15 protein-coding genes are annotated in these 16,325 nt (G+C 40.6%); 8 read left to right on the forward strand and 7 right to left on the reverse strand.

Annotated features, from left to right (window positions below; all coding sequences use genetic code 11):
- Positions 1-79 precede the first annotated feature (79 nt).
- The 3 genes from WIG73_RS06975 to WIG73_RS06985 form a co-directional block, all read right to left on the reverse strand.
- Positions 80-634, reverse strand: coding sequence for a hypothetical protein (locus WIG73_RS06975; RefSeq protein ID WP_177680097.1), 555 nt, complete (start codon positions 632-634; stop codon positions 80-82).
- 24 nt (positions 635-658) lie between these two features.
- Positions 659-1,096 (reverse strand): cell wall hydrolase, encoded by a 438-nt coding sequence (locus WIG73_RS06980; RefSeq protein WP_177680096.1) that lies wholly within the window; start codon positions 1,094-1,096, stop codon positions 659-661.
- Positions 1,097-1,201: 105 nt separating this feature from the next.
- Complete coding sequence (locus WIG73_RS06985; protein WP_337399862.1) at positions 1,202-1,852, reverse strand: HAD hydrolase-like protein; 651 nt, start codon at positions 1,850-1,852, stop codon at positions 1,202-1,204.
- 360 nt (positions 1,853-2,212) lie between these two features.
- On the opposite strand from WIG73_RS06985, the gene dnaN reads away from it, so the two are divergent.
- The 7 genes from dnaN (at position 2,213) to WIG73_RS07020 (ending at position 7,794) form a co-directional block, all read left to right on the forward strand.
- Positions 2,213-3,316 (forward strand): DNA polymerase III subunit beta, encoded by a 1,104-nt coding sequence (gene dnaN, locus WIG73_RS06990; protein WP_337399863.1) that lies wholly within the window; start codon positions 2,213-2,215, stop codon positions 3,314-3,316.
- The gene (locus tag WIG73_RS06995) at positions 3,313-3,888 is read left to right on the forward strand and encodes a DUF4093 domain-containing protein (protein WP_337399864.1); all 576 of its coding nucleotides are present in this window, start codon (positions 3,313-3,315) and stop codon (positions 3,886-3,888) included. Before dnaN ends, WIG73_RS06995 begins: the two co-directional genes overlap by 4 nt.
- Before the next feature lie 49 nt (positions 3,889-3,937).
- Positions 3,938-4,777, forward strand: a complete 840-nt coding sequence (locus tag WIG73_RS07000; RefSeq protein ID WP_337399865.1) for a hypothetical protein — start codon at positions 3,938-3,940, stop codon at positions 4,775-4,777.
- A 102-nt stretch (positions 4,778-4,879) separates the two neighbouring features.
- Entirely contained in the window at positions 4,880-5,359 is a 480-nt protein-coding gene (gene greA / locus WIG73_RS07005; protein ID WP_337399866.1) for a transcription elongation factor GreA, read from the forward strand.
- Between the two features lie 143 nt (positions 5,360-5,502).
- Complete coding sequence (locus tag WIG73_RS07010; RefSeq protein WP_337399868.1) at positions 5,503-6,276, forward strand: AAA family ATPase; 774 nt, start codon at positions 5,503-5,505, stop codon at positions 6,274-6,276.
- Between the two features lie 4 nt (positions 6,277-6,280).
- Positions 6,281-7,147 carry a ParB/RepB/Spo0J family partition protein gene (locus WIG73_RS07015; protein WP_337399869.1) on the forward strand — a complete coding sequence of 289 codons (867 nt, stop codon included), beginning with the start codon at positions 6,281-6,283 and terminating at the stop codon, positions 7,145-7,147.
- 131 nt (positions 7,148-7,278) lie between these two features.
- Positions 7,279-7,794 (forward strand): DUF4446 family protein, encoded by a 516-nt coding sequence (locus tag WIG73_RS07020; RefSeq protein WP_337399871.1) that lies wholly within the window; start codon positions 7,279-7,281, stop codon positions 7,792-7,794.
- 53 nt (positions 7,795-7,847) lie between these two features.
- On the opposite strand, the gene htpG is transcribed toward WIG73_RS07020, so the two are convergent.
- The 4 genes from htpG to WIG73_RS07040 all read right to left on the reverse strand — a co-directional run bounded on the left by htpG (position 7,848) and on the right by WIG73_RS07040 (position 12,228).
- Positions 7,848-9,728, reverse strand: coding sequence for a molecular chaperone HtpG (htpG, locus tag WIG73_RS07025; RefSeq protein ID WP_337399872.1), 1,881 nt, complete (start codon positions 9,726-9,728; stop codon positions 7,848-7,850).
- A gap of 139 nt (positions 9,729-9,867) precedes the next feature.
- A complete protein-coding gene (locus tag WIG73_RS07030; protein ID WP_337399874.1) occupies positions 9,868-10,725 on the reverse strand; it encodes a stalk domain-containing protein in 858 nt (285 codons plus the stop codon).
- A gap of 114 nt (positions 10,726-10,839) precedes the next feature.
- The gene (locus tag WIG73_RS07035; protein ID WP_249313422.1) at positions 10,840-11,382 is read right to left on the reverse strand and encodes a hypothetical protein; all 543 of its coding nucleotides are present in this window, start codon (positions 11,380-11,382) and stop codon (positions 10,840-10,842) included.
- 78 nt (positions 11,383-11,460) lie between these two features.
- Positions 11,461-12,228, reverse strand: coding sequence for an inositol monophosphatase family protein (locus WIG73_RS07040; RefSeq protein ID WP_337399875.1), 768 nt, complete (start codon positions 12,226-12,228; stop codon positions 11,461-11,463).
- A gap of 300 nt (positions 12,229-12,528) precedes the next feature.
- Here WIG73_RS07040 and rpoB point away from each other — a divergent pair, with 300 nt between their 5' ends.
- A complete protein-coding gene (rpoB, locus tag WIG73_RS07045) occupies positions 12,529-16,293 on the forward strand; it encodes a DNA-directed RNA polymerase subunit beta (RefSeq protein WP_249313420.1) in 3,765 nt (1,254 codons plus the stop codon).
- Positions 16,294-16,325 lie beyond the last annotated feature (32 nt).

Consider the following 16,325-nt stretch of genomic DNA (forward strand, 5'->3'; position numbering starts at 1 on the left):
CCCTTATCGCAGACAAAAAATTGAATACTCTGCAATAAGGGGATGGAGCAAATAGAAAAATATAATACTTTTCGTTTATTTAAACAAATTTTCTATTTGTGCTTCGCATTACGCTGTTTGCCTGCGTGCCGTTGTTATATCCTCTCGGTCTTACGCCAGGCTCGTAGAATGTAACAAACTTAATAGAGAAAATGTCGCACACAATATATCTGTTTTGCAGTTCCTCATACAGCACAACAAATCCTCTGCCAACGGAATATAAAATCCCCATTTTTTCCGTCATGGCCTGTGTTCCAATTAAAAATTCAATCATCACAAACTGGCCTAAGTTTTCCGATAAAATCTGCTGCATAGATCCCTGAAAGGCAGGAGTGTCAAAATCACCCTGGGGCGGTGTTGTAATGGTTCCTGACTGCTGGTTTTCCGGCGTTTCTGTCATTTCTGTCTGTGCCGGAACAATTTCCGGATCGTTGTTTTGCATCATCCTGTCTCTGGCAGAATCAGACATGGTATATGTAGTAGTCCCTGAACCAATGGTCATTCCAGACCGCTGCGGCGGCAGCATTGTTCCATTGCCGTCTATATGGCAGGTTTGACCGCCGGAGCAATTAAAAAAATTATTTCTTTCCATCATCGAAAACATCCTTTCTATTTTTGATTATGTCTGCGCATAAGCTTCCGTCGGGTTATAAAAACAATGGTTTCCAATTCTGATTACAAAAAAACCAACATCTGACGGAAAATTTGGTCTGCAGTTTGGTGAAAAAGGGTTGTAATACCACAGCGAAAATGCAACCGTTCCGATTTTGTTTCCTGCAATTGCCCAGTTTGCAATATCATAGTGAATTTGTTCCGGCCGCATATTATAAATGTTTTGCGGATTATATCTTCCGCCAATGGTTTCCCGCAGGCAGTCGAACTGCCCCGGCTGGTATAACACATCCCGTAATCCATTGTTTACTCTGCCGTATTCTCCATATCCTACTGTAGCCCTGTTCATAATCACAGTTGCAACAGCTTTCATTCCTGTGTCTCCTTCGCCTCCGGCTTCGCACAAAATCGTCCGTGCCAAAAGCTCTACATCAGAAAATGCCATAACACTCCCCTCCGCCTTCTAACGTCTGCTTCCATTATATGTAATGAAAACAATAAAGTGACAAAAAAAAGAAGTGGAAATTAATAACCACTTCCGTTTCAGTCATTACTGTAATATAAAACTTTTGGTTTCTGCCACTGTTTTTGCAAAGTGAATACATCCGGCTGTTTCAAGCTCACGCCTGCTCCCATAGCCATATAGCACGCCCAGGACCTCCACATGGTTTTGATGCGCTCCTTTTACATCATTTTCTCTGTCGCCCACCATTAAAATTCTGTCTTTATGAAATCCGTTTTGGGTGATCACATAGTCAATAATATCTGCTTTTTCATTTCTCGTTTCGTCCATGGTAGCCCCGGCCAAATAATCAAAATATGGTGCTATCCCAATTCGTTTTACAATTTGCTCTGCAAATTTCAGCGGTTTTGAGGTGGCAAGGCACACCGTCATTTGATTTTCTTTTAATGCTTTTAACATTTGGTCAATTCCGTCATACATAGAAAGCTGATAAATTCCTTTTTTGACAAAATTCTCCCTGTATTTCACTAAAGCCAACTCTGCGTTTTCTTCGCTCATCTGATAATATTTCATAAATGCCTGAACCAAAGGCGGCCCTAAAAACAGGCTCAGCTTTTCGTCGTCAGTTTCTTCTATGTCAAAAAAGTTCAACGCATACCGTATTGAGTTAAAAATGCCTTCTTTTGAGTCCGTCAGTGTTCCGTCCAAATCAAAAAATATGATATCCCTGCCCTGCATGTTTTTCCTCTTTTCTGCATAAATTTAATTTATTTTATCATATTTTACTTTAAATTTCAAATAGTTTATGGTATAATAATAGTAAAAGAAGAAAAGTTATCCACAGTTTTTTTGTGTATAAACTGTTATCTGTTATGTAATTGCCTGTTCATTATTTTACAAATTACATTTTTTTACATATTGTGCAGAAAGACCTGTGAATAGTCTAAATTTATACACAGATTGAGAACATACTTATCCATAAGCCTTTTTCGCGAAATACAGCCTTTAAACGAGGTTTTCCACAGAATTAACAGACACTACTACTATAACTACTAAAATATTATATATTTTTTTAATATAACGGAGGATTTTTTGAAGATGAATTTAAAATGCAAACGAACCGATTTGATTGAGGCTGTGAATATTGTAGAAAAAGCCGTTCCCGTTAAAACGACGCTGCCCATTATGGAGGGGATCTATTTAGAAGCCAAGGACGATTGTTTTCATTTAGTCGGCAATAACATGGATTTAGGGCTGGAATGTGTCATTCCTGCCGAAGTGAAAGAAAAAGGCATGGTTGTAGTGAAAGCAAACCTGTTCAGCGTGGCAGTGAAAAAGTTGCCTGATTTTGAAGAAGACGTTTATTTAGAGGTTGATGACAAGGAACAAATTAAAATTGCCTGCGGCAACGCAAAATTTGATTTTGCCACCGCTTCAGCAGAAGACTTTCCCCTGCTTCCGTTAGTGGAAGATGAAAATTGTTTTGAGATAAAAGAAACATATTTAAAGAATATGGTGCGCCAGACGGTTTATGCCATCAGCACCAAAGAGGACAAGCCCGTATTAACCGGCGTTTATTTTGACATTTCAGACGGAACCATTCACGTGGTAGGTTGCGACGGATATCGGGTGGCAATTCGGAAAGAAGAAATAGACACAGACAAGGAAATTAAATTTATTTTGCCGGGAAAAAATGCAAAAGAGCTTTTGTCCATTATCGGCGACAGTGAAGATTATATTCAGATTTCCCTGTCGAAAAACAACGTAAAAATGTCTTTGAAAAACTGCACCTTTGTTTCCAGAATTATTGACGGGGAATATTTAAACTATAAATCGGTTGCTGACCACAAAAACAACCTTGTAATTGAGGTGGAAACAAAGAAAATTTTGAATTCCATCGACAGGGCGGCGATGATTGTCAGTGAATCGGCCAAATCCTATGTTCTGTTAAACATTGAAGACGACAGTGTGTTTATCAACTGCGAAAGCGTTATGGGAAAAGTGAACGATAAGTTCAGTGTGAACATGATTGGCGAACCCATGCAAATTGCATTTAATCCACGATATTTAATTGACGCATTTAAAAATGTAGACGATGAAACGGTGAAATTCAGTTTTTCTACACCGGTTACGCCAACGGTTATCAGTCCTGTTGAGGGCGACCGTTTTACCTATATTGTTTTGCCCGTCCGCATGAAATGATTACTGTAAAAGAAACCATTGTAGTTGAAGGCGCTTATGACAAAATAAAACTCAATTCTGTTGTGAACGCAAATGTGTTGGTAACCGGCGGATTTTGTATTTTTAAAAATAAGGAAATGCAGCGTTTGATGAAACGGCTTGCACAGAAAGACGGTATTGTAGTGCTTACAGATTCTGACAGGGCAGGCTTTTTAATCCGCAATTTTATCAAAAGCTGTACAGCCGGTGAAACGGTTTATCATGCGTTTATACCGGAATTAAAAGGGAAAGAAAAGAGAAAAACAGAACCTGGAAAGGAAGGGCTTTTGGGCGTTGAAGGAATGGAAGCAGACGTTATTATCGGTGCTTTGCAGCGCTCGGGCGCTACCCTTTTTGGAGAAACCAAATTTGATTGTAAAAATGAAATTACAAAGCTGGACCTTTACCGGGCCGGCTTTTATGGAAAAGAAAACAGCAAATTGAAGCGGGAAGAATTTTTAAAGCAAAACGGCCTTCCAACAAAAATATCGGCAAACATGCTGGTTGATGTGTTAAATTTACTGTTTCACAAAGAAGATTTAGAATTATTTTAAGATTTCCTCAATATATTGAGTTATATCAATATATTGAGGTGTTTTTTTTATGAAGAATTGTTATATAACTGCTGCAGAGAAATTTTCAAAATTTGATTTGCTTTTGTTTCGCTGTTTTGGTTGCAAAAGATTATTTAGAAAAAATATGGTCAGTAAAAATGGTTTGAACGTAATTAAAATACCATTGCCGCCAAAGATGAAAGAAAAACAAAAAAAACGTTATTTTACAAGGATTTGTGCATATTTACACGATATGGATGTACAAACGATTTGTGTACAAAATATACAAGATCATTTACTGCAGTATTATTTGCGGTGTGAATTTCAAATTATGAAAGGAAGCGCCGTTTTCTATGAAATGTTTCAAGACTTTTTAACCTATTTTGCTGAAAAAAAAGGATATCATTTAAATGAATGTGATCTGGTTTTGATATCAAACAATCCAAAAGAAGTAAAAAAATACATGTTAAAATGCGTTCGGATTGTAAAGGCAATCAGCGTATATACAACAAATCCGGGAAAATTTGAGAATTTAGCAAATGAATTCCGAGAAAAATACGGTATTTTTATTCATATCAAGGGTAAAAATGATAAGGTGAAAAAATATAATAAGATTTACATTAACTGCGAGGCAGACAGAATTGTAGACGAAGGATTTTTTCAATCTGTAAATCTTATTGATATTTATAAAATTTATAAGGGCGGATTCAGTGAAATTTTATTATCGTATAAGACAAATGAGGAGGAATTTTTAAAGGAAAACAGAGTGATAAAAAATTTATCTTTCACAGAGTTTTATTTTAAAATTCAACAGACAAATATCGACAAAATAACAATTCCGGTCTTTTTAAAAGATAAAAATTATAAAATTGTGAATATCAGAAAATAATGATTGACAAATCGTTGTTTTTCACTTATAATATCTTAGTAAAAGTTGCTTATCCGCCCATAGATAAGTATGAATGTTATTTTATGTGGGAAGAAAGGCAGAATGAAAATGGATAAAGAGATTGTACTTACCTATAATAGACTGAAAGAGCTTGAGGCAGAGCTTGAATATTTAAAAACAGAAAAAAGAAAAGAAGTTTCAGAAAAAATTAAAGTGGCAAGAGGCTTTGGAGACCTTTCTGAAAATGCGGAATATGATGAAGCAAAAAAAGAACAGGGCGAAGTGGAAGTTAAAATTGTGAACCTTGAAAAAATGCTGAAAAATGCAAAGGTGATTGACGAGGACGAAATTGACACCAGCAAGGTTGCCGTCGGAACAAAGGTCAAGATTTATGATATGGATTTTGAAGAAGAAGTTTCTTATGAAATTGTGGGATCTACCGAAGCGTCGCCGGACCAGAACAAAATATCTGATGAATCCCCTCTGGGAAGGGCTTTAATCGGTGCAAAACCGGAAGAAGTGGTAACGGTGGAATCTCCCAACGGTGAATATCAGGTTAAAATTTTAGAAATTTCTAAGTAAACAATATTTTTTTAGAGAGACAATGTTGTCTCTCTTTTTTTTGTTTCACGTGAAACATTCTTTTCTGATAAAACGATTGAAATGCAGATCAAACAATGGTATAATAATAATTACAATCTTAAAAAGAAAGGTATTTTACAAAAATGGGAAAAGTCATCGTAATTGCCAATCAGAAAGGCGGCGTGGGAAAAACAACAACTTCCGTCAATCTTAGCGCATATTTGGGCGATTTAAAGAAAAAAGTGCTGTTGATTGATAGTGATCCCCAGGGGAATGCTACCAGCGGCTTTGGAATTGACAAGGATCGTGTGGATCATTCGTTATATGATGTTTATATCAATGAAATTCAGTTGAAAGACGCAATTATAGAAACAAAATATAAAAATTTGTGGGTTTGCCCGTCTAATGTGAATCTTGCAGGTGCCGAAATTGAACTGGTTGCTTTTAAAAAGCGGGAATTTTTGCTTCAAAGCGCCTTGGAACAAATCAAAAATGAGTTTGATTTTATTTTGATTGACTGCCCTCCTTCTTTAGGACTTTTAACGTTAAATGCGTTTGCCGCGGCAGAAAGTGTGATAATTCCCATTCAATGTGAATATTATGCGTTAGAGGGGCTTGGCCAGCTGACAAACACAATATCTTCTTTAAAGCAGAATATTAATGAGCAGCTTGAAATTGAAGGGATTTTGCTGACCATGTTTGACAAGCGCACAAATTTATCTGCTTTGGTATATGATGAGGTAAAAAAATTCTTTCCGGAAAAGATTTTTAAAACCGTAATACCGAGAAATGTGCGGTTGAGTGAAGCGCCAAGCTTTGGGGAACCAATTTTATCGTATGATAAGTTTTCAAAAGGGGCGTTTGCATATAAAGCGCTGGCAAAGGAAGTAATTAAGAAAAATGTGCAGGAGGCATAAATAGATGGCAAAACGGGGACTTGGCAGAGGGTTAGACGCGCTGCTCAGCGCAGAAAGCGTTGTTGAAACTACTACAGAGCGGGAAAAAGATGTTAAAATTATTAAAATAACGCAGATTGAGCCGAACAAGACACAGCCGCGTTCTGATTTTGATGAGGAAAAGTTGAATAGTCTGGCAGACTCTATTTTAGAATATGGCGTATTGCAGCCAATTGTTGTAAAGCTGAATTCAAACGGATTTTATACGATTATTGCCGGAGAACGCAGATGGCGGGCGGCAAGAATTGCAAAGCTGAAAGAAATTCCTGCAATTGTGAAAAATTTTGATGAAAAAAGTGAAAAAGAAGTAGCTCTCATTGAAAATTTACAGCGTGAGAACCTAAACGCAGTTGAAGAAGCATTGGGGATTAAAGAACTGATGGATGTTTATGGTCTGACGCAGGAGGACGTTTCAAAAAAAATCGGCAAAAGCCGGTCTGCAGTGGCAAACAGCGTGCGATTACTAAATTTGCCGGACAGTATTAAGGCGTTTATAAAAGATGGCGTACTTTCTATGGGACACGCAAGGTCAATTCTGGCTTTAGAGAATGAGAAGCTCATGAATATGGTGGCGACAAAAATTATACAGGAAGATTTCAGCGTACGTCAGACGGAAAACTATATTAAGTCGCTTCTTGTTGAAAAAAAGACGAAAACAGTTTCAAAAGAGGAAGAAGAGCTGATTCGGTATATAAAAAGTCTGGAAGAATCTCTTTCTTCTGACTTGGGTACAAAAATCAGAATTGTGAATAAAAAAAATAAAGGTAGAATTGAAATTCCTTATTCTTCTGCGGAAGATTTTGAAAGAATTATACAATTAATTAAGAAATAACAAAAAATGGGATTTTAAAATATTATCTAAATTCTAATTTCAGAGGATTACTAATACCTAATACATATTTTAAACAAAAACAGTTTAAAGTGCAAATTTGGCGTTCTGATAAGGTTGAGGGGAATAAGCAAATGAATATTTTGGGAAACGATGTGTCTACAACATTAATTTTAACCTATGCAATTTATATTTCTGTACTTTCCATTTTTATTGCCATTGCGAGTGTTGTTGTGGCGGTTCGGACAAACGGTAAACTGAAACGTGTTTTAAAGGATAAGGCAGGAAAGGATATTACGGAATCAATTGTTAGCTATTATAAAAAATGCAATGAAATTGCAGGATATTTTAAAAGCTACGAAGAAAAAATAAATTATTTGGAGCGGCAGGATTCCGCCTGTGTGAAAAAAATTGGTTTGGTAAAATATGACGCTTTTCATGAAAATAAATCGAAGTTAAGCTTTGCTGTGGCGCTGTTAGATGAACGGGACACGGGATTTGTATTAAATGGAATGTATGTCCGCGGGCAGACTGTGACCTATTTAAAGCCTGTTGTTGAAGGACTTTCCGATTATGAATTGACAGAAGAAGAAATTGAGGCCATTAACAGTGCAAGAATGCAGTATGAAGAAAAAATGAAACAAAAATAATGTTTCACGTGAAACATAAAGAGACCCCACCGATAAGATGGGGCCTCTTTTTATTAGATTAATTCACAAATATTGTTAGAAAATTCAATGGGGTCGTCTACAGTTAAGCCTTCAATGAGAAGTGCGCTGCCATATAAAACGTCGGCATATTTTTTCAGCTTCTCTTTGTCAGAAGCAAACAGTTCCTTAATTTTTTCAAACACCGGGTGGTCAACGTTAATTTCCAGAACCCGCTCTGCTTTCACCTTTTGGTCTGCCGGCATGGAATTAAGCACCTTTTCCATTTCAATGGAAAGCTCGCCGCCGCTGGTAATGCACACCGGGTGAGATTTTAACCGGGTTGAAGCTTTCACGTCTTTCACTTTGTCGCCCAATGCATCTTTCATAAAGAGAAAAATTTCTTTGTTTTCTTCGCTTTCTTCCTGCTTTGCTTCTGTTTCAAAGCCTAAATCGCCGGATGATACCGATTTAAATTCTTTTTCTTCATATTTGCCCAGCATTTTAATTGCAAATTCGTCAATATCGTCGGTAAAGCAGAGAATGTCATATCCCTTGTCTTTTACCAGCTCTGTCTGGGGCAGCTTTTCAATTTTCTCGTTGCTTTCTCCACAGGCATAGTAAATGAATTTCTGGTCTTCCGGCTTTTTTTCAATGTATTCTTTTAAAGAAACCAGTTTCTTTTCTTTGATGGAATAGAACAAAATTAAATCCTGAACAAGCTCCTTCTCCCGGCCAAATTCGTTATAAACAGAGAACTTTAGCTGGCGGCCAAAACCGGAATAAAACTTTTCATACGTTTCCCGGTCGTCTTTCATCAGCTTTATTAGCTCGCTCTTGATTTTTTTCTGCAAATTTTTTGCAATAATTTGAAGCTGACGGTCGTGCTGCAGCATTTCCCTGGAAATGTTCAAAGAGAGGTCGGCAGAATCCACAAGTCCCTTCACAAAGCTAAAACAGTCGGGAAGTAAATCTGCACACTTGTCCATAATTAAAACGCCGTTGGCGTAAAGGGCAAGGCCCTTTTCAAAATCTTTTGAATAGTAGTCGTAAGGCGCCCTGGCAGGCAGGAACATCAGCGCCTTGTAGCTGGTAATGCCGTCTGCGCTGGTATGAATCACAGCGGCAGGATTGTCATAGTCAAAGAACTTTTCTTTATAAAAGTTGTTATAATCTTCGTCCTTCAGCTCTGATTTATTCTTCCTCCAAATAGGTACCATGGAGTTTAAGGTTTCATCTTCAAAATAATCCTCATATTCCGGCGTTTTGCCCTCACCCTCTGTTCCCGGTTTTGGACGGCTTTTCTTCACCATCATTTTAATGGGGTAACGAATGTAGTCGGAATATTTTTTGATGATGCGCCTGATGGTATATTCACTTAAAAATTCGTCGTAATTTTCTTCGTCGGCATTGGGTTTTAAAGTAAGTATAATTTTGGTTCCAACCTCGTCTTTTGCAGATTTGGTAACGGTATAGCCGTCGGCACCCTCAGACTCCCATTTGTATGCGTCTTCCTCACCGTATTTTTTACTAATGACAGTAACCTTGTCCGCTACCATGAACGCGGAATAAAAGCCAACGCCAAACTGGCCGATAATATCGTGGTCTTCCTCATGCTCCAAATCGGATTTAAAATCAAACGAACCGCTTTTGGCAATGGTTCCTAAATTCTCCTCCAGCTCTTCTTTGGACATGCCGATACCGGTATCTGAAATGGTCAGCGTACGGTTTTTTTCGTCTGTTTCGATCCGGATATAATAATCATCTTTATTAAAGGTAATGTTATCGTCCGTCAGGGCGATATAATAGAGTTTGTCGATAGAGTCACTGGCATTGGACACTAATTCCCGCAGAAAAATTTCCTTATGAGTGTAGATGGAATGAATCATCATGTCTAAAAGCCGCTTCGACTCTGACTTAAATGCTTTTTTCGCCATCTTGAAAACCTCCAAAAAAAATATAATTAGCACTCTCGAACTCCGAGTGCTAATTATATTTTAACATTTTCACTTTATTTGTCAATAGCTTTTAGCAATGTTTTAATAATCTGTTAAAAAAGTGAAAAAATATTACAACTTATAGATAAAAATCATGATTGCCAATTCTTCTGAAAAATGTTCGGTTGTTAATAATCCAAGAGCTTGTGGCAATTCTCGGATTTAAAAAATACAGGCTTTCCGATGCATAGTTTTCACCTCGCAAAGCGCGCTTCGCGGCTACAACGCTGTCACCCAATGGCGTATTGTAAATTGTGCCGTTCAAAATGGGGGTGAACTGAACGCCGTAATTCCTGTCAAAAATTACATCATAAATGTTATTTGCAAAAAGCGGGCTTTTCACGCGGTTTAATACCACATTTGCCACAGCAATTTTTCCAATCATGGGTTCTCCCTGGCTTTCGGCGTTCACAATTCTAGAAAGCCAGTAAATGTCGTTGTCGGTATATCCCCTGTCCCCAATCATGGAGGCGGGCACTGTAACGCCCTGCGCCGTAATGTTCACCGTATAGGTGGAGGCATTCCAGCCCACCTTTGTGCTCAGTGTTTCCGCCACAAACCGCACCGGAACATAAAACCGGTCGGCCTTAATGACAGACGCCGTGTCCATTGTCACATTTTTTCCGTTTACCACCGCTGTCTTGTTATTTTTCTTTAACACGATTGTTGTATTTTTCCGTGTGATGGTCGCAGTAGATGATTTCTCATTCCAGTCAATTCTGTCTGCCCGCAGGGCTTCAGTTATGGCGCGGATGGGCACCATTGTGTAGCCCCCCTCCAAGTAGCCGGGGGTGTCAGATTTTATATAGTTTCCGTTCACGGTCAGACAAACGGGCGTCTCAAACAGTGTGTCGTTTGCATTCGCAACTGTTCTTGAATTTTCAAACATTGTGCTGGACAATAGGATGAAAACAAGCGCAAGAATAAATTTCTTCATAAATTAACAAAAACCTCCCTTGCGCATCACTCGTTTTCCAGTATAATGGATATTCTGCATAAAATCAATGCAAAATTTCTGGAAAGACGGTAAAATCAAGGAAGGTTTTTATAATTATTCTTTTGTAAACACGGTGTTTTGAATGAACGACTGCACAACGCTGTCGTTTATATCCACATAAACAGACAGGGTTACGTCATACCCTTTCACGTGGCCCATATACTGCGTTTTGCCATAGTCCGGCATGCTTACCCCATAAAACGCAATTCCGTTTACCGTAATGGGGCTAACCTCAGATGCAGTTCCTTTTGCGGCAATGTCCTTTGCCTTTTGCGCAACCTCCTGTTCAGAGGTGCCGGTTTCATAATACGTTACGTCCAAATAGGTCTGACTGTCGTCGTAAACAGTGAAGAACCCGGCGTCGCTGTTAATACTTCTATCCTCGGCTTTAATCCCTTGAGGGAGCACAGTGGAAAAGTATTCTTCAAAATTATATTTAATGTTATTTCCCTCCGGCGACGTAGAAACCTGGGAGTTCAACCCGGACAGGTTTTCTTCCTGCGCACCCTGGGAGGGTGTGCCGCCGCTTTCTTTTTTACATGCGGCAAACGAAAGGCTCAAAGCCAAAGCAATGGCAATGCATATTATTTTTTTCATTTTTTGTAGTTCCTTTCTTATTTTTTCTTTTCTCATTATAAAGAAAATATGAAAAAAAATCAATGTTTTTTTAAAATATTAATAAATTGTTGCAATTTCCTTCAAAATTTCATGGTGACAGCCTGCGGTGGCCGCTAAAATATCACAGTTTGAAAAAATATTGATGTCGCCGCCTGAAAAATTTGTGATAATCCCACCGGCTTCCTGCAAAATTAAAGAACCTGCGGCAAAGTCCCATGGCTTTAAGTTTTGCTCGAAATAGCCGTCTGTGCGGCCTGCCGCAACAAAGCATAAATCTAGTGCGGCACTGCCGCTTCTGCGTATATCCTGCGCTTTTAAAAAGACGTGTTTCAATAATTTAAACAGCTTGTCCGCCCGCTCTTTTTCATAGGGGGAGGTGCCTATGGAAATCAGTGCATCTGAGAGCGCAGCGGCGCCGGACACGTGAATGGGGATTCCGTTCAAATAAGCCCCACGGCCGCGTTCTGCGGTGAACAGCTCTTCAGAAAACGGATTATAAACCACACCCTTTGTGACAACGCCGTTTTCAACAAGCGCTAAGGACACCGCACTCATTTGATAGTCGTGAATGAGGTTTGTCGTCCCGTCTACAGGGTCTAACACAAACACCGCTTTGCTGCGGTCAAATGAGCTGGTTTTATCCTCCTCGCCTAAAAAGTCAGCTTCAGGAAACTGTATTTTCAGCTGTTGCTTAATTTCGTTCTGCACGCTCAAATCTACAGCGGTTACAAAATCCGCTGCACCTTTTTCTGTAATTTTTCCGGCCTGGCTGCGGTCTAAAATTATGTCTTTTACAGAAGTGACGATTTTAATTAATGTTTCCACGTTTTTATGCTCCTTTTCTTTTTTTCAATTATATAGGAAGAAAGTAAGCCTGTCAACGAAAAGGGTCAAAAATTTTTTCAAAATTTGCAAAAAAAGCTTGACTTATAAAATGAACTGTGGTAGTATAATAAAATGCATTATAATCTCAAAATGGTATATTATGCATTAAATTCGGCAGTTGTGACTGCCGGGGGGTTAAAACTGTATTTTTGTAATATGACAATACATAAATTTAACCTTTGTAATCCTGAGTTTCGCGGATAAGGCTCGGATAAAAATTTGAATGAGGTGGTTGAGCTTATGGTACATCCGATTCAGTTGGGCAGAAATCAGAGAATGAGTTATGCCAAAATCGATGAGGTATTGGAAATGCCAAACCTGATTGAGGTGCAGAAAAACTCATATAACTGGTTCTTGGAGGAAGGCTTGAAAGAAGTCTTGCGCGACATCTCTCCCATCACCGATTATACAGGAAATCTGATTTTAGAGTTTATTGACTATAAACTTGAAACAAACAGAATCAAATATTCTGTGGAAGAGTGTAAGGAAAGAGACACAAATTATGCGGCACCGCTCAAAGCAAAGGTGCGTCTGATTAACAAGGAAACGGGTGAGGTCAAAGAACAGGAAATATTCATGGGTGATTTCCCGCTGATGACGGAACAGGGTACCTTTATTATCAACGGCGCTGAGAGGGTTATTGTCAGCCAGCTGGTGCGCTCGCCCGGAATTTATTATGCCATGGAGCATGATAAAACAGGAAAAGAGCTCTATTCCTCAACTGTAATTCCCTATCGGGGAGCCTGGCTTGAATATGAAAACGACGTAAACGATGTTTTGTCAGTGCGTATTGACAGAACAAGAAAAATTCCCATCACCGTGTTAATCCGGGCGCTGGGAGTTGAAACAGACGGCGAAATTCTGGATTTGTTTGGCGAAACCGAAGCTCTTTTAAATACATTGGAAAAAAGCAGTGCAATTCAGTCGTCAGACGATGCACTGATTGAAATTTATAAAAAGCTCCGCCCGGGGGAGCCTCCCACGGTGGAAAGCTCAAAAAGCCTGCTGTTTGGCCTGCTATTTGATCCGAAACGTTACGATTTGGCCGGTGTTGGACGGTATAAGTTTAACAAAAAGCTTGCCATCAGCGCAAGAATTGCCAATCAGGTAGCCAAAGAACCCATTGCCAACCCCGAAACCGGCGAAGTGATGATTGATGCCGGGCAGTTTATTTCAAGGACTGCGGCGGAGGACATTGAAAAGGCCGGCGTGAACCGCGTTATTTTAGACGTAAACGGCGCACCCGTTGTTGTGTTCTCAAACGGCATGGTAGACCTTAACGATTATATCTCATTTGACGCTTCTGATATTACGCACGAAAAGGTCAGCAAAAAGGTTTTAGACGAAATCTTAGAGAATTTTGAGTCGGAAGAAGAAATAAAAGACCAGCTGCAAAGAAGGCTCGACGAGCTGGTTCCGAAACATATTATTATCGACGATATTATGGCGTCCATCAACTATCAGATTGGACTGTTATATGGCATTGGAACAACCGACGACATTGACCATTTGGGCAACCGCCGGCTGCGCTGTGTAGGTGAGCTGCTGCAGAACCAGTTTAGGATTGGCCTTTCCAGAATGGAGCGTGTTGTCCGCGAGAGAATGACCATTCAGGACCTGGATATTGTAACGCCCCAGGTGCTGATTAATATCCGCCCCATTGTGGCAACCATAAAAGAATTTTTTGGCTCGTCCCAGCTGTCCCAGTTCATGGACCAGTTAAACCCGCTCTCTGAGCTGACACATAAAAGAAGGCTTTCGGCTTTGGGGCCGGGCGGTTTATCCCGTGAGCGTGCGGGCTTCGAGGTCCGCGACGTGCACTATTCCCACTATTCGAGAATGTGCCCCATTGAAACACCGGAAGGCCCGAACATCGGCCTGATTTCTTCCCTGGCAACCTATGCAAGAATTAATGAGCATGGGTTTATTGAAGCACCCTACAGAAAGGTTGACAAGGAAAAGGGCATTGTAACAGATGTGATTGAATATATGACGGCGGACGTAGAGGACGAATATATTGTAGCCCAGGCCAACGAACCGCTGGACGAAGAAGGGCATTTTCTGACGAAAAAGGCCACCGTCCGCTACCGCGATGAGATTTTGGAAGTGGAAGTGGGCAAGGTTGACTATATGGACGTATCGCCCAAACAGGTGGTTTCGGTTGCTACGGCCATGATACCATTTTTGGAAAACGACGACGCAAACCGTGCCTTAATGGGCGCCAACATGCAGCGCCAGGCGGTTCCGCTTCTGCGCACCGATTCCCCCATTGTGGGAACGGGTATGGAATTCCAGGCGGCAAGAGACTCCGGCGTGGTTGTTTTGGCAAAAGAAGACGGCGTGGTTTCTAAAGTAAGCGCCGACGAGATTGTAATTAAAGAAGATAACGGAAATTCTCATAAATATAAACTGATTAAATTTACCCGTTCCAACCAGGGAACCTGCATCAACCAAAAACCCATTGTTTCCGCTGGTGAAAAGGTGAAAAAGGGCGACATCATTGCAGACGGCCCGTCTACCAACAACGGCGAAATTGCGCTGGGCCGCAACATTTTAATTGGTTTCATGACCTGGGAAGGTTATAACTACGAGGACGCAATGCTCATCAATGAAAAACTTGTTCGTGATGACATTTTAACCTCCATCCATATAGAAGAATATGAGTGTGAAGCACGAGACACCAAGCTGGGTGCGGAAGAAATTACCCGCGACATTCCCAACGTAGGCGAGGACGCACTAAAAGATTTAAATGAGCGCGGCATTATCCGCGTGGGCGCAGAAGTCCGTTCGGGTGACATTTTAGTGGGTAAGGTTACGCCAAAGGGCGAAACAGAACTCACGGCGGAAGAACGTCTGCTCCGTGCAATTTTTGGCGAAAAAGCAAGGGAAGTGCGCGACACATCGCTGCGGGTTCCCCACGGTGAAGCAGGTATCATTGTAGATGTTATCACCTTTGACCGGGACAAGGGCGACGAGCTCCCTCCCGGCGTAAATCAGCTGGTTCGGTGCTATATTGCACAGAAACGTAAAATCTCTGTGGGCGACAAAATGGCTGGCCGCCACGGTAACAAGGGTGTTATCTCCAGAATTCTTCCGGAAGAAGACATGCCGTTTTTACCGGATGGCACACCTTTGGAAATTGTGTTAAACCCGCTGGGCGTTCCGTCCCGAATGAACATTGGTCAGGTTTTAGAGGTTCACCTGGGCCGCGCGGCCAAAGAGCTTGGCTGGAAAATTGCCACCCCTGTTTTAGACGGCGCCACAGAAGAAGATATTATGGCAACACTAATTGAGGCGGGGCTGGACACAGACGGCAAAACAGTGCTTTACGACGGCAGAACCGGCGAACCGTTTGATAACCGGGTAACCGTAGGCATTATGTATATCTTAAAATTGTGCCACTTGGTTGACGACAAAATCCACGCACGTTCCACCGGCCCATATTCATTGGTTACGCAGCAGCCTTTGGGCGGTAAAGCCCAGTTCGGCGGACAGCGGTTTGGTGAAATGGAAGTTTGGGCGCTGGAAGCTTACGGTGCGGCATATACATTGCAGGAAATTCTAACAGTGAAATCGGACGATATAGTTGGACGTGTGAAAACGTATGAGGCCATTGTGAAAGGAGACAGCGTTCCCCAGCCGGGAATTCCGGAATCGTTTAAGGTTTTGATTAAGGAACTTCAGAGCTTGTGTCTTGACATGAGGGTGTTAGACGAAGGCGGCAACGAGGTGACCTTGAAAGACTCCTCTGAGGAGGAAGAAGAGGCGAACCTGGGTATGACCGTAAGGGACGACAAAGCGTTTATCAACCTCGACATGGACGACGAGGAAGAAAGCACCGAGGAAGCGGAAGAGGAATTAGACGGTGTGGACATTGAGGAAGATGAAACCCTTTTCATTGAGGAAGAAGAGGAAACGGTAAGCGAAGAGGATGATTTTGAAGACGAGTTTGATGACGAAGATGATGATTCAGGCTTCTTCGACGACGAGTCGGATCTTTTGTAAAAACGCTGAATCAAATTCTTGTAAATGGAGAT

Origin of the sequence: Congzhengia sp. (assembly GCF_037235575.1) — a bacterium.
Taxonomy (GTDB): Bacteria; Bacillota; Clostridia; order UBA1381; family UBA9506; genus Congzhengia; species Congzhengia minquanensis.

What these genes read in the sequence shown, in the direction of transcription:
- WIG73_RS06975 (WP_177680097.1), bottom strand. Translation starts at nt 634, where the DNA reads ATGATGGAAAGAAATAATTTTTTTAATTGCTCCGGCGGTCAAACCTGC.
- WIG73_RS06980 (WP_177680096.1), bottom strand. Translation starts at nt 1,096, where the DNA reads ATGGCATTTTCTGATGTAGAGCTTTTGGCACGGACGATTTTGTGCGAA.
- WIG73_RS06985 (WP_337399862.1), bottom strand. Translation starts at nt 1,852, where the DNA reads ATGCAGGGCAGGGATATCATATTTTTTGATTTGGACGGAACACTGACG.
- dnaN (WP_337399863.1), top strand. Translation starts at nt 2,213, where the DNA reads ATGAATTTAAAATGCAAACGAACCGATTTGATTGAGGCTGTGAATATT.
- WIG73_RS06995 (WP_337399864.1), top strand. Translation starts at nt 3,313, where the DNA reads ATGATTACTGTAAAAGAAACCATTGTAGTTGAAGGCGCTTATGACAAA.
- WIG73_RS07000 (WP_337399865.1), top strand. Translation starts at nt 3,938, where the DNA reads ATGAAGAATTGTTATATAACTGCTGCAGAGAAATTTTCAAAATTTGAT.
- greA (WP_337399866.1), top strand. Translation starts at nt 4,880, where the DNA reads ATGAAAATGGATAAAGAGATTGTACTTACCTATAATAGACTGAAAGAG.
- WIG73_RS07010 (WP_337399868.1), top strand. Translation starts at nt 5,503, where the DNA reads ATGGGAAAAGTCATCGTAATTGCCAATCAGAAAGGCGGCGTGGGAAAA.
- WIG73_RS07015 (WP_337399869.1), top strand. Translation starts at nt 6,281, where the DNA reads ATGGCAAAACGGGGACTTGGCAGAGGGTTAGACGCGCTGCTCAGCGCA.
- WIG73_RS07020 (WP_337399871.1), top strand. Translation starts at nt 7,279, where the DNA reads ATGAATATTTTGGGAAACGATGTGTCTACAACATTAATTTTAACCTAT.
- htpG (WP_337399872.1), bottom strand. Translation starts at nt 9,728, where the DNA reads ATGGCGAAAAAAGCATTTAAGTCAGAGTCGAAGCGGCTTTTAGACATG.
- WIG73_RS07030 (WP_337399874.1), bottom strand. Translation starts at nt 10,725, where the DNA reads ATGAAGAAATTTATTCTTGCGCTTGTTTTCATCCTATTGTCCAGCACA.
- WIG73_RS07035 (WP_249313422.1), bottom strand. Translation starts at nt 11,382, where the DNA reads ATGAAAAAAATAATATGCATTGCCATTGCTTTGGCTTTGAGCCTTTCG.
- rpoB (WP_249313420.1), top strand. Translation starts at nt 12,529, where the DNA reads ATGGTACATCCGATTCAGTTGGGCAGAAATCAGAGAATGAGTTATGCC.